Here is a 14,130-nt window from a genome sequence, read left to right on the forward strand (position 1 = left end):
GCGCTTTCATCACATTACTGAGTGAACGCAACATGTTTAGCGACCGAAATAAATACTCGTCTAACTTGTGAACAAGCTATCTTCTGCATGGCGCAAAGTTGTACTTAACTGATTCAGATATCAACTCGCAAAAGGTGCCGCGATTACCCCCGCCCCAGCTTCATGATCGCCTCAAGCACCGCACCGCCGATGGCCCGCGCTTTATCCGACACCGTGGTGTAATCCGCCAGCGCACCGCGCGGATCGATATCGCCGATCTTACAGCCGGTTTTCACCTCCAGCCCGGCCTGCAACAGCCCGCGCACCATGCCGGAAAGCGGTGCGATCACTGGTGTTTCACCGCAGTGGGCGACAATATCTCTTTCCTGCACCAAATCCCCCAGCGCCACACAGCACTGCATCACGCCGTCCGCAGGCGCGCGAATCACCCGGCGCGCGGTGTGGCCGCCGATATTGCCGGGGATGCCGGTATTCGGGTGGGTATAACCCTGGTAAATCACCCGCCCCAGTTCATGGCCACGGTTGGTTTCAATCACCGCGTCGCAATCCTGCCCGGCATTGAAACCGGGGCCGAGAGCGACGGTAATGGGGGCCATATTGCGGTGAGTGCCCAGGTTTTGCTTGGCCAGAATGGCATCCACCAGAAAGCGCGGTTTGAGCGGCTCCAAGCACTGGGCCGCGCCGTCGATCAGCAACGGAATTTCGCCACGGTTGATTATTTCGAAAGCCTCGTCGACGTCTTTTGCCAGGCGGCCGGTTACCCCTTCAACGCAGGTTTGGCCGTCAAATATCGCCTGAGCAAAGGCCACCGTGCGGCGGATGGCGGTGGGTTGGGCAATATCCAGCATGATCACCTGGAAACCGGCATGATAAAGCCGCAGCGCCACGCCGGTGGCGATATCGCCCGCCCCGCGGATCACCACCAGTTTGTCGCGCGCCAGCCGGATATCCTCTTTCATCAACCCGCCCGCCGACTGGTTTTTTATCTGCAACAGCTCCGCCAGCACGCTGATGGCGATCTCTTCCGGCGTTTCTGCGCCAATGTTGTAGCCGATCGGGGCATGTAATCTGGCAAGATCGGCTTCGCTGATGCCGCGTTGCCTGAGCATATGGGTAAAGGTCTGCACCTTGCGGCGGCTGGCGAGCAGCCCCAAGTAGCGCAATGGCTGGCCGATCAAGGCGTTTAAGGCTTCGCCATCCTGATTGTTGGTGGCGATGATCACAAAGTTGCCGGGTTCGATATTCATCTTGCTGATGGCAGCCGGGAAACTTTCGCCATGTACCAGAGTCGTGCCCGGCGGGAACAGGGCAGCATCAAGGCTGGCGGGGTAGATATCGGTAACGTGAATATCGAACCCTAAAGGTTTGGCGGCGTTGGCGATAGCGCGATTGACGTGTCCAGCGCCGATCAACACCAGGCGCGGGCGCAGGCCGTGGACATCAATATAGACCGACATCGCGCCGCCGCAGTCGGAACCCACTGCATCCTGGCCGTTGCGCGCCATGCGGCCATGAAACACTCGGGCCTTGCGTTCACTAATGGCAGAAATCGCCTGCTCAATCACCAGGCGTTCAATCATGCCGCCACCGATGGTGCCAATACAGCCGCCATCGGCCATCACCAACATTTGCCCGGAATGGCGCGGCGTGGAGCCACGGCTTTCAATAATCTGGGCGAGCGCAAAGGGCCGGTTTTCTTCTTCTAGTCGCGCAGCTTCGGCGAAGATATTCATGCTGACCTCATCAGTAACTTCAAAAATATTAGAGTGTTAGGCGTCGTAAGCAGTGATGGATCGGCGGGCTGTGCTGCACGGCGCCAAACCAGATGGCGCTGAGCGCCGCATCTTGCTGCAACAGCGCAAGCCAGGCGGGATCGGGTGGATTATCAGAATGAGAAAACTGATTGATCAGCCAAACCCGGCGCGCCTCGGCTGGCGTACCTTTGAACATCCCTTGCGGGTGGGCGATCAAGGTACGGAATGCCCGGTAATCGAGCGGTTCACCGGCAGCGATCCCGGTCAGCGCCGAGAATATCTCCCAGCGGTGAATCTGCTGTGGATCGGCAGGGCGATCGATCACCTGGCCCCCGGTTAACGCGATAACACAATCACTGCTGGAGGGGATGCAAGGTTCATGCCTTGCCGGGGCTTTTAACGGCAAACCGCGAGCGCCGTCGGCCTCCACCAAAATCACGTCGAATTCCCCCTGCTGCTTGATCTCGTCGATCTGCTCGGGGCTAAATCCTGCAACCTTGTTATTTTGCGGCTGATAATGGCTGAAGCTGGCGGTAATTGCCGGTGCAGTGCGGGCGATGGACTGTTGGCCGATAAACAACTGATGATAAGTGGCGGGATCAGGGCGATACATCTTGGTGGTGGTGGTGAACAGCACCTGTTTGCCCTGTTGATAGAACGCCTGCGCCAACCATAATAGAGTGCTGGTTTTGCCACCGGCCCCAATCAGGCTAATCAGCAAGGGTTTGCCGTTATCCAGGCGTTGATATTCTTCACTGAATAATTCCCTGAAGGCCGGGATCATAAATAAGCGATCTCATAAGTTAAAAAATGCTGAACCGTAATATGCCGTTTTTTTATTTCTGATTGGTGGTTTAATCGCGCGAATTTTTTGATGTAATCGAGGTTTATTAGTCATTCACACTTTATCGATTGCGCTCACGGTTTTATTCAAGAGTGTATTTTGGCGTATCAAAGTGATATTGAGAGGTTCTTTTTTGATAATTAACTCTATAGGGTGAATAGCTGCCACTGAGCGCTTGCAGGCACTGATTTTTATTCTCACTTACGCCTGTGAGCTTGTTCACAAATAAAAATAACAATTAGAACTGCTTCACGAATTTTATCGATGTGCAACGCTGCTGGGAGATTTGGCCTGATTGTTGCTGAGTGATGCCTAACCGAGGTGAAAAACCGCAAGCCGGTTTTTGCCGAATTACCATTCAGGCATTTCGTCGCAAGGAGATAAGCTATGGGAGATATCATGCGTCCGGTTCCTTTCAAGGCGCTGCTAACGCGGATTTTCGAGGAATATCATGAGAATCGCTCCATCTTTGGTATTCCGGAACAGCAGTTTTATCGCAAACGTGACGATCGGCAGATTAACGTTTTCAACGAAAGCTGTGAAACTCCGCTCGGCCCGGCGGCTGGCCCGCATACGCAATTGGCGCAGAATATTATCGTCTCCTGGCTGACCGGTGGGCGGTTTATCGAATTAAAAACCGTACAAATCCTCGATCGCCTGGAGATTGAAAAACCCTGTATCGACGCTGAAGACGAATGCTTTAACACCGAATGGTCGACAGAGTTTACTTTGCTCAAAGCCTATGACGAATATTTAAAAGCCTGGTTTGCCTTACATCTGCTGGAAGCGATGTTTGATCCCCGCGCGAAAGGGGAAAGTAAATCCTTTATTTTTAATATGAGCGTGGGCTATAACCTCGAAGGTATTAAGCAGCCGCCGATGCAGGAATTTATCCATAATATGATCAATTCCGCCCAGCAGCCAAAATATGCTGAATATGCCAAAGCTCTGGGTGAATGGGTCAGTAATGACGATTTTATTACCCAGTTTGATTTATCTGCCCAGCGCAGCACATTAAGCCAATTGCCGAGTGCAATTCCTGCGCAATTAGTCAGCGGAATTACCCTTTCCACCATGCACGGCTGCCCGCCCAATGAAATCGAAGCCATCTGCCGTTATATGCTGGAAGAGAAACATCTGAATACCTTTGTGAAATTAAACCCGACGCTGCTGGGTTATCCGCGCGTGCGGGCGATTCTGGATACCTGCGGTTTTGATTATATCGGCCTGAAAGAGGAATCTTTCGAGCACGATCTCAAGCTGGATCAGGCAGTGGCTATGCTGCGCCGCCTGGTGGCGCTGGGTAAACAGCATAAGCTGGGCTTTGGGGTGAAATTGACCAACACCCTAGGGACTATCAACCACAAAGGCGCGCTGCCCGGCGAAGAGATGTATATGTCTGGCCGTGCGCTATTCCCGCTGTCTATCAACGTGGCGGCGGTACTGTCGCGCGAGTTTAACGGTGAACTGCCGATCTCCTATTCCGGCGGGGCCAGCAAATTTAATATCCGCGATATTTTTGAAACCGGCATTAGGCCGATCACCATGGCTACCGATCTGCTGAAGCCCGGCGGCTATTTACGCCAGACCGAATGCCTGCGCGAACTGGATCAATCGGCAGGCTGGCAGATGGCGCGTATTGATATCGCCAAGCTGGAAGCGCTGGCGGAAAAAGCCGTCAGCATGGAATACACCCAGAAACACTGGAAAGCGCAGGACAGCATCGACGCGGGCGGCCCGTTGCCGATGATCGACTGCTACGTAGCACCTTGCGTTAGCGCCTGCGCCATCAAGCAGGATATTCCAGAATATATCCGCCTGCTGGGCGAGCAGCGCTATGCCGATGCGCTGGAACTGATTTATCAGCGCAACGCTTTACCGGCGATTACCGGCCATATTTGCGATCACCAATGCCAGTACAACTGCACCCGTATTGATTACGACAGCGCGCTGAACATCCGTGAGCTGAAAAAGGTGGCGCTGGAGAAAGGCTGGGACGAGTACCAGCGCCGTTGGCACAAGCCTGCGGGTTCCGGCAGCAAACACCCGGTGGCGATTTTGGGCGCAGGCCCGGCGGGGCTGTCTGCCGGTTATTTTCTGGCGCGCGCGGGTTATCAGGTCACGCTGTTTGAGCGTGAAGCCAATGCCGGTGGCGTGGTGAAAAACATCATTCCGCAATTCCGCATTCCGGCCGAAGTGATTCAGCACGATATCGATTTTGTCGCCGCGCACGGTGTGAAGTTTGTCTATGGCTGCGATCCCGATCTGACGGTGGACAAGCTGCAACAACAGGGCTTCGATTATGTGTTTATCGGCATCGGCACCGACAAAAACAGCGGCGTGAAGCTGGCAGGCAATAACCGCAGTGTCTACAAATCCTTGCCGTTTCTGCGCGATTTCAACCAAGGCAAACCGCTGAGCCTGGGTAAACACGTGGCGGTGGTCGGCGCGGGCAACACGGCGATGGACTGCGCCCGCGCCGCGCTGAAAGTGCCGGGCGTGCAGGATGTCACCGTGCTGTATCGCCGCACCCTGAATGAAATGCCCGCTTACCGCGAAGAGTATCTGGAGGCGGTGGAAGATCAGGTGCAGTTTATGTTCCTCACCAATCCGGAACATTTTGATGCTAACGGCACCTTAACCGCCAGAGTGATGGAGCTTGGCGAGCCGGATGAGCGGGGCCGCCGTCGCCCGGTGGCTACCGAACAAACCCTTACCTTGCAGATTGACGCGCTGATCACCGCGATTGGTGAGCAGGCCGATGAAGAAGTGCTGCGCAAGCTGGGCGTGCCGTTGGATGCTGCCGGTTACCCGCAGGTGAATATCACGACCGGTGAAACCACGCGGGCGAATGTGTTCCTGATCGGCGATGTGCAGCGTGGCCCGTCATCGATCGTCGCCGCCATCGGCAGTGCCCGCAGCGCCGCAGAAACGGTGCTGGCGCGGGAGAGTGTCAACACCCATCACCAAGACAAATACTGGTCAAACGTGGATCCGGCGGAAATTTATCGCCGCAAAGGGGCGATTGTGGTCGCGGTGGTGGACAAGGCGGAGCGCGAAGCCTTTGTGGCGCAGGAGGCGCAGCGTTGCCTGGAATGCAACTACGTGTGCAGCAAATGTGTCGATGTCTGCCCGAACCGTGCCAACGTATCGATCGCGATACCGGGCTTCCGCGATCGTTTCCAAACCCTGCATCTGGATGCCTATTGCAACGAATGCGGCAACTGCGCCCAGTTCTGCCCATGGCAGGGCAAGCCCTATAAAGACAAGGTTACCGTCTTTAACCTGCCGCAGGATTTTGCCAACAGCACCAACGCCGGTTTTCTGGTGAACGGTCAGCAGGTCAGTGTGCGCTTGGGCGACAACATCTATCAACTACAGTTGGGGGATAACGGTCAGCTTCAGCAGGTGCCGCCAGAGCTGGAGGAGATGGGCCACATCATCAACCAGGTATATGCCCATCATCATTACCTGCTGGGTCAGGTGGAGGTGTAATTATGCTGATCTTAACTAATGCCACCGCCGTGCAGCTTGAACCCGCCAGCGTTCAGCAGGGGATCGACATCGCCATTGAAGGGGCGTTGATCAAAGAGGTGGGCCAAGGGCTGGCGGCAAAATATCCGCAGGCGGAAACCCGCAATATGCACGGCAAGCTGGTGATGCCGGGGATCGTCTGCGCCCACAACCATTTCTATTCCGGTTTGTCGCGCGGAATTATGGCTAACATCGCGCCGTGCCCGGATTTTATCTCTACGTTGAAAAACCTGTGGTGGCGGCTGGATCGCGCGCTGGATGAAGAATCGCTGTATTACAGCGGCCTGATCTGCTCGCTGGAAGCGATCAAGAGCGGCTGTACCGCAGTGATCGACCATCACGCCTCGCCGAATTTTATCGCCGGATCGCTGAAAACCCTGCGCGCGGGCTTTATCAAGGCCGGGCTGCGCGGCATGACCTGCTTTGAGACTACCGATCGCAACGGCGGTAATCGTGAATTGCAGGCCGGGGTTGAGGAGAATATTGCCTTTGCTAACCTGATCGACGCCGCCAAAGCCGCCGGTAAGGAACCCTATCTGGTGGAGGCGCATATCGGTGCCCACGCGCCGTTCACCGTGGCCGATGCCGGGTTGGAAATGCTGCGCGAAGCGGTGCAAAGCACCGGGCGCGGGCTGCATATTCACGCCGCCGAAGACCGTTATGATGTGTCCCACAGCCATGATAAATATGGCCAAGACCTGATGGTGCGGCTGGCGCAGTACGATCTGCTCGGTGCTAAAACGCTGGTGGCCCACGGCCTGTATCTTTCTGCCACTGATATCGAGTTGATCAACCAGCACGATGCCTTCCTGGTACACAACGCCCGTTCCAATATGAATAACCATGTCGGCTATAACCACCAACTGGCGCAGTACCGCAATCTGGCGCTCGGCACCGACGGCATTGGTTCCGACATGTTCGAAGAGCTGAAGTTTGCCTACTTCAAACACCGCGATGCCGTGGGATCGCTGTGGCCAGACAGCTTTGCCCGCTTCCTGGCGAACGGCAACCAACTGCTGGCGCGTAACTTTGGTGCCCGGTTCGGCTGCCTGGCGGCAGGCTACAAAGCGGATCTCACCATCTGTGATTACCCGTCACCCACGCCGCTGGCGGCGCAAAATATCGGCGGTCACCTGGCTTTCGGCATGGGAGCCAGCAGCGTGAACAGCGTGATGGTGGAAGGCAATATGGTCTATCAGGACGGCAAATTCCCATTCGATGTTGAACCGCTCTACGCCGAGGCGCGCAAGGTTGCGGCCCAGCTCTGGCAGCGTATGGATGCCTTGAACTAAGCCGGTTGCCGCCTGCGAAGATCGGGGCGGTTGACCTTGATGAGGGGGAAAAATGATTGAGCAATTCTATCGGCCAGAGTCGGTGCAGCAGGCGCTGGAGCTAAAACGCCAGTTTCTTGATGAGGCGGTGTACTTCGGTGGCGGCAGCAAGTTAAACGCCACGCCGACCAAAACCGATAAAACGATCGCCATTGCGTTAACGCAACTGGGGCTGGATCAGGTGAGTTGGCAGCAGGGCGAACTGCAAATCGGTGCCACCATCACCTTACAGACCTTAATCGATTCGGCGTTGATCCCGCAGGCGCTACGTGAGGCGCTGGGCATGGTCTACTCCCGCCATATTCGCAATCAGGCCACGCTGGGCGGGGAAATCGCCGCCGCGCCCAAAGATTCGGTGCTGTTGCCGGTGCTGCTGGCGCTGAGCGCCAAAGTGGTGATCGGCAGCGGCAATACCCTCACACTGGAAGATTATCTGGCGGGTTACCAGCAAGAATTATTGCTGACGCTGGTGCTGCCGGATCCTTACCGCTGCTGCGCCACGCGCAAGGTTGCCCGCTCGGCGGCCGGGTTGGCGGTGCTGACCGCCGCCGTCTCCTGCGATGCACAATCAAAGGTGCGCATTGCCCTGAGCGGCGTGGTGGCGCGGCCAAGCCGCCTGCGTGACGCCGAGCAAATCGGCCTGAGCGGCCCGGCATTGGAGAAAGTGGTGGCTGAGTCGGTAGCTCCGCAAGCCGATCTCTGTGGCAGCGTAGCCTACAAGCGCTATATCAGCGGCGTTGTAGTGGCCGATCTGCTCGCCAGTTGCCAGGCGTCAGGAGGGGAACAATGATGAACATTCGTTTTACGCTCAATGACCGTGCCCAAGAGATACCGTGCCAACCCGGCGAAAACGTGCAACAACTGCTGTTCAAGCTGGGGATGCATGCGGTACGCGACAGCGATGACGGATTCGGCTTTGCCGGTTCGGATGCCATTATGTTTAACGGCGTGGTGGTTAACGCTTCTTTGTTGATTGCCGCCCAGCTTGACGGCGCGGTGGTCACCACCGCAGAAGCGCTTGGGAGCTGGAACCAGCTTAGCCTGCTGCAACAGGCGATGGTGGACGTGGGGATTGTGCAGTCCGGCTATAACGATCCGGCGGCGGCGCTGATCCTGACGGATTTATTGGAGCGCATCGCAGCGCCAACGCGGGCGCAGATCGACGATGCGCTGTCGGGGCTGTTCAGCCGCGATGCCGGTTACCAGCAATTTTATCAGGTGGTGGCACTGGCGGTGGCGCGCCGCAGCGATCCTGAGTTTCAGGCTCCGGCGGCTCCTGAGTTTCGCAGCGATCTCAACGTGGTTGGCAAGCTGTGCCCGAAAGTGGACGCGGCGAAAATGGTGCAGGCCAAGCCTTGCTATGTTGAGGATCGCGTGGCGCGTAATGCCTGCATCATCAAGATGCTGCGCAGCCCGCATCCTCACGCGCTGATTACCCGCCTGGACGTCAGCAAAGCCGAGGCGCTGCCGGGCGTGGTGCATGTGATCACCCATCTCAACTGCCCGGATATTTATTACACCCCCGGCGGGCAGAGCGCGCCGGAGCCTTCGCCGCTGGATCGCCGGATGTTTGGTCAGAAACTGCGCCACGTGGGCGATCGGGTTGCGGCGGTGGTAGCCGAAAGCGAAGCGATCGCGCAGGCGGCGTTGGCGCTGATTGAGGTTGAATATCAGGTGTTGCAGCCGGTGATGTCGATTGATGAGGCGATGGCGGAAGGCGCACCGCTGGTACACGATGAACCGATTGTTTACGTCAACGGCGCACCCGCCGATTTGGCCGAGCAGAATCGGGGTTCTGCGCAGCGCGCCGGTGAACATCTGACGATCAACTTCCCGATTGGTGCCAAACCGCATCGCAATATTGCTGCCGCAGTCCATGGGCAGATCGGCAATGTGGAACAGGGTTTTGCCGAAGCGGATGTGGTGCTGGAACGCACTTATGAATCCAAGCAAGTACAGCAGTGCCCAGCGGAAAAACACGTTTGCTACACCTATATGGACGGCGATCGGCTGGTGATCCACGCCTCAACCCAGGTGCCTTGGCACCTGCGCCGCCAGGTGGCGCGCATTGTCGGGCTGAAACAGCATAAGGTGCATGTGATCAAAGAGCGCGTGGGCGGCGGTTTTGGCTCCAAGCAGGACATTTTGCTGGAAGAAGTCTGCGCCTGGGCCACCTGCGTCACCGGCCGTGCGGTCTATTTCCACTACACCCGCGAAGAGGAATTTATCAGCAACACCTCACGCCACGTGGCGAAAGTGAAGGTGAAGATTGGTGCCAAGAAAGACGGCCGCCTGACGGCGATCGATATGAACTTCCTCGCCAATACCGGCCCTTACGGCAACCACGCGCTGACGGTGCCGAGCAACGGCCCGGCGCTGTCGCTGCCGCTGTATCCGTGCGACAACGTCAACTTCCAGGTGACCACCTATTACAGCAATATCTGCCCGAACGGCGCTTATCAGGGCTACGGCGCGCCGAAAGGCAACTTTGCCCTGACCATGATTTTGGCCGAATTGGCCGAAAAACTGGGGCGCGATCCGCTGGAGATTATTGAACTCAACCGGGTGGTGGAAGGGCAGGAGCTGAAGATCCTCGGGGCGATCGGCGAAGGCAAAATGCCGACCTCGGTGCCCAGCGCTGCCAGTTGTGCGCTGGAGCCGATCTTGCGCAAAGGGCGCGAACTGATCCGCTGGAACTCGCCGAAGACGCAAACCGGCGATTGGCAGGTTGGCCGTGGCGTCGCGATTATCATGCAGAAATCCGGCATCCCAGATATCGATCAGGCCAACTGCATGATTAAGCTCGAATCGGACGGCACCTTTATCGTCCACTCCGGTGGCGCGGATATCGGCACCGGGCTGGATACGGTAGTTGGCAAGCTGGCGGCCGAAGTGCTGTGTTGCCCGTTTGCCGATGTGCATGTGATCTCGGGCGATACCGATCATGCCCTGTTTGATAAAGGTGCCTACGCCTCTTCCGGCACCTGTTTCTCTGGCAACGCGGCGAAGAACGCGGCGGAAAATCTCAAGGCAAAAATCCTGTTCCACGGCGCGCAGATGTTGGGTGAGCCGGAAACCGATGTGGTGCTGGTGGTACCCGGCGTGGTGCGCGGTAAACAGGGGGAAGTGTCATTCGCGCAACTCGCCCATAAAGCCGAAACCGGCACCGGTTTTGGCACCCTGGTGGCTACCGCGAGCTATATCACCTCTGATTTTGCCTTCCCGTTCGGTGCCAACTTCACCGAAGTGGCGGTCAATACCCGCACCGGCGAGATCCGGCTGAATAAGTTCTACGCCTTGCTGGACTGCGGCACGCCGGTGAACCCGGAACTGGCGCTGGGGCAGATTTACGGCGCTTCAATGCGCGCCATCGGCCACAGCATGTCGGAAGAGATTATCTACGATCGCCAGGGGGTGCCGATCACCCGCGACCTGCAAAGCTACGGCGCACCGAAAATTGGCGATATCCCGCTCGACTTCCAGGCGTTTCTGGTGCCGAGTGACGATCAGGTGGGGCCATACGGCGCCAAATCGATCTCTGAAATCGGCGTTAACGGCGCGGCTCCGGCTATCGCCATGGCAATTCATGACGCCTGCGGTGTTTGGCTGCGTGAATGGCATTTCACGCCAGAGAAAATCCTGAGGGGGTTAAATAAACTGTCAGCGTGAGCCCAGATGCCCGTCGTCTTGCACTAGATAATTAAAAAGACGACGGGCAGAAGCGATTCAATACTGTTATTGCCGCCATCAAGATAATGAGCGAAGTCAAAATGCTCAGGCTGGCCCGTGGAATTCACATGGCGAAAGTGCAGGGCGTGGAGCAGTTAACGCGTGTCTATTGAATCAGATGATCAAATTTACTGGAAGGGAGTAAAGGGATGTCTGATATACCTACCGCAAGCAGCGATCTTATTTATCACGTCGATGATAAGCCGCCGTTTAACCAAAGTGTTATTAGTGCGATTACCCATTTGCTGGCTATTTTTGTGCCGATGGTGGCTCCGGCATTAATTGTCGGCACCGCGCTGGCATTGCCGCCAGAAATTACCGCCTATCTGGTATCGATGGCAATGATTGCCTCAGGGATTGGTACCTGGTTACAGGTGAACCGCTATGGCCGCATCGGCTCCGGTTTATTATCGATCCAATCGGTTAACTTCTCTTTTGTCACGGTAATGATCGCCCTGGGCAGCACCATGAAAGCCGACGGTTTGCATGTGGAAGCGATGCTCTCCACCTTGCTTGGCGTCTCTTTTGTTGGGGCTTTTCTGGTGGTGGGCTCCGCGTTTATTTTGCCTTATCTGAAACGGGTGATTACGCCAACGGTCAGCGGCATTGTGGTGCTGATGATTGGCCTGAGCCTGATCAAGGTCGGCATTATCGACTTCGGCGGCGGTTTTTCTGCTAAAAGCAGTGGCACCTTTGGCAACTATGAAAGCATCGGCGTTGGCCTATTGGTGCTGCTGGTGGTGATCGCCTTTAACTGCTGCCAAAACGCGCTGCTGCGTATGGGCGGCATCGCCATTGGGATTATCGTCGGCTATGTGGTGGCGCTGTGTTTGGGCATGGTTGATTTTGCCGTGATGCAGAACCTGCCGGTGATCACCGTTCCGGTGCCGTTCAAATATGGTTTCTCGTTTGATCTGCATGCCTTCTTGGTTGCTGGCACCATCTATTTGCTGAGCGTATTAGAAGCGGTGGGGGATATTACCGCCACTGCGATGGTATCCAACCGGCCAATTAAAGGCGATGAATATACCTCGCGCCTGAGCGGCGGCGTGCTGGCCGATGGTTTGGTATCGGTGATTGCTACCATGCTCGGCTCATTACCGCTGACCACCTTTGCCCAGAATAACGGCGTGATCCAAATGACCGGTGTGGCTTCGCGCCACGTTGGCAAATTTATCGCGGTGATTCTGGTCATTCTGGGGTTATTCCCGGTGATTGGCCGTTTCTTTACCACCATTCCCGCCCCGGTATTGGGCGGCGCGATGACGCTGATGTTTTCCATGATCGCCATAGCCGGGATCCGCATCATTATTTCCAACGGATTAAACCGCCGGGAAACCATTATTGTTGCCACTTCTTTGGGGTTGGGGCTAGGTGTTTCTTACGATCCAGAAGTGTTCCGCGTACTACCCGCCTCAATTTACGTTCTGGTGGAAAACCCGATTTGTGCTGGTGGGCTGACGGCTATTTTCCTGAACTTGCTGATACCGCTGAATAATAACGAAAGCCGCAGAGTTGGATCCGCCGAATTGGAAATCACCTCTGCGGAAAAAAATACGGATTAACGTCACCCGTTTATAAGGAATATTGGTATGGAGTGTGAACCCTCAATTAAAGCCGTGCGGGGCAGTTTTCTGGATATTACCCGCACCGTGCAGTGCCCTGAAGAAATAGAAAGCCATCTGCGCTTTATCAAAGACGGCTTATTGTTAATCCGTAATGGTCATGTGGACTGGTTTGGCACCTGGGCCGATGGGCATCACCGGATCCCCGCCAGCATCCGGGTACGTGATTACAGTGGCAAAATGATCGTGCCGGGGTTTGTCGATACCCATATTCATTATCCGCAATGTGAAATGGTGGGAGCCTACGGTGAGCAGTTGCTGGATTGGCTGAACAAGCACACTTTCCCGGCAGAAAAACGCTACAACGATCTGGAATATGCCCGTGAAATGTCGGCCTTTTTCATCAAACAACTGCTGCGCAATGGCACTACCACCGCGCTGGTTTTTGGCACCGTACACCCAGAATCGGTAGAGGCACTGTTTGAGGCGGCGCACCACATCAATATGCGGCTGATCGCTGGCAAGGTGATGATGGATCGTAACGCGCCGGACTATCTGCTGGACACCGCTGCAAGCAGCTATACCCAGAGCAAAGCGCTGATTGAGCGCTGGCACCGCAATGGCCGCCTGCTGTATGCCATTACCCCACGCTTTGCACCGACCTCGACGCCAGAACAACTGGCGGTGGCTCAGCGGCTGCGCCAGGAGTACCCGGATACCTATTTGCATACCCATTTATCGGAAAACAAAGAAGAAATCGCCTGGGTGAAAGCCTTGTACCCAGAGCACAAAAGCTATCTGGATGTTTACCATCACTACGGTTTGACCGGCAAAAACAGCGTGTTTGCCCACTGCATTCACCTGGAGGACGCCGAGTGGGATTGCCTGCGCGATACCCATTCAGCCATCGCGTTTTGCCCGACCTCCAACCTGTATCTCGGCAGCGGTCTGTTCAATCTGCAAAACGCTTGGCGGAAAAAAATCAAGGTGGGGATGGGCACCGATATCGGCGCGGGAACCACCTTCAATATGCTGCAAACGCTGAACGAAGCCTACAAGGTGATGCAGCTCCAAAACTATCGGCTGTCGGCCTATGAGGCGTTTTATCTGGCCACGCTGGGCGGTGCCGATGCGCTCGGGCTGGCGGAAACCATTGGCAATTTTAACCTCGGTAAAGAGGCCGATTTCGTAGTGCTGGAACCCACGGCCACGCCGCTGCAACAGTTGCGCTACGACAACTCAACAACCTTGATCGATAAGCTATTTGTCATGATGACGCTAGGGGATGACCGGTCGATTTATCGTACCTATGTGGATGGCCGGTTGGTATATGAACGCACTTAAAGAAGCGTAGTTGATAACGAATGCAGACC

General features: G+C 56.0%; 8 protein-coding genes. 6 read left to right on the forward strand and 2 right to left on the reverse strand.

The window, feature by feature from the left end:
• Positions 1-143: 143 nt before the first annotated feature.
• Complete coding sequence (yqeB, locus tag ACX9GT_RS10080; RefSeq protein WP_473190938.1) at positions 144-1,733, reverse strand: selenium-dependent molybdenum cofactor biosynthesis protein YqeB; 1,590 nt, start codon at positions 1,731-1,733, stop codon at positions 144-146.
• A 28-nt stretch (positions 1,734-1,761) separates the two neighbouring features.
• Entirely contained in the window at positions 1,762-2,538 is a 777-nt protein-coding gene (gene yqeC / locus ACX9GT_RS10085; protein ID WP_473190939.1) for a selenium cofactor biosynthesis protein YqeC, read from the reverse strand.
• A gap of 447 nt (positions 2,539-2,985) precedes the next feature.
• On the opposite strand from yqeC, the gene ygfK reads away from it, so the two are divergent.
• The 6 genes from ygfK (at position 2,986) to guaD (ending at position 14,101) form a co-directional block, all read left to right on the forward strand.
• Positions 2,986-6,093: a putative selenate reductase subunit YgfK gene (ygfK, locus tag ACX9GT_RS10090; RefSeq protein WP_473190940.1), complete on the forward strand. Its 3,108-nt coding sequence runs from the start codon at positions 2,986-2,988 to the stop codon at positions 6,091-6,093.
• Positions 6,094-6,095: 2 nt separating this feature from the next.
• Positions 6,096-7,424: a putative aminohydrolase SsnA gene (ssnA, locus tag ACX9GT_RS10095; protein WP_473190941.1), complete on the forward strand. Its 1,329-nt coding sequence runs from the start codon at positions 6,096-6,098 to the stop codon at positions 7,422-7,424.
• Between the two features lie 52 nt (positions 7,425-7,476).
• Positions 7,477-8,253, forward strand: a complete 777-nt coding sequence (gene ygfM, locus ACX9GT_RS10100; protein ID WP_473190942.1) for a molybdopterin-dependent oxidoreductase FAD-binding subunit — start codon at positions 7,477-7,479, stop codon at positions 8,251-8,253.
• Positions 8,253-11,132, forward strand: a complete 2,880-nt coding sequence (locus tag ACX9GT_RS10105) for a molybdopterin-dependent oxidoreductase Mo/Fe-S-binding subunit (RefSeq protein WP_473191555.1) — start codon at positions 8,253-8,255, stop codon at positions 11,130-11,132. Before ygfM ends, ACX9GT_RS10105 begins: the two co-directional genes overlap by 1 nt.
• A 209-nt stretch (positions 11,133-11,341) precedes the next feature.
• Complete coding sequence (locus ACX9GT_RS10110) at positions 11,342-12,757, forward strand: nucleobase:cation symporter-2 family protein (RefSeq protein WP_473190943.1); 1,416 nt, start codon at positions 11,342-11,344, stop codon at positions 12,755-12,757.
• 27 nt (positions 12,758-12,784) lie between these two features.
• Positions 12,785-14,101, forward strand: a complete 1,317-nt coding sequence (guaD, locus tag ACX9GT_RS10115; protein WP_473190944.1) for a guanine deaminase — start codon at positions 12,785-12,787, stop codon at positions 14,099-14,101.
• The last annotated feature ends 29 nt before the right edge of the window (positions 14,102-14,130 follow it).

The sequence above is a fragment of the Serratia sp. YWN4 genome, assembly GCF_055790845.1.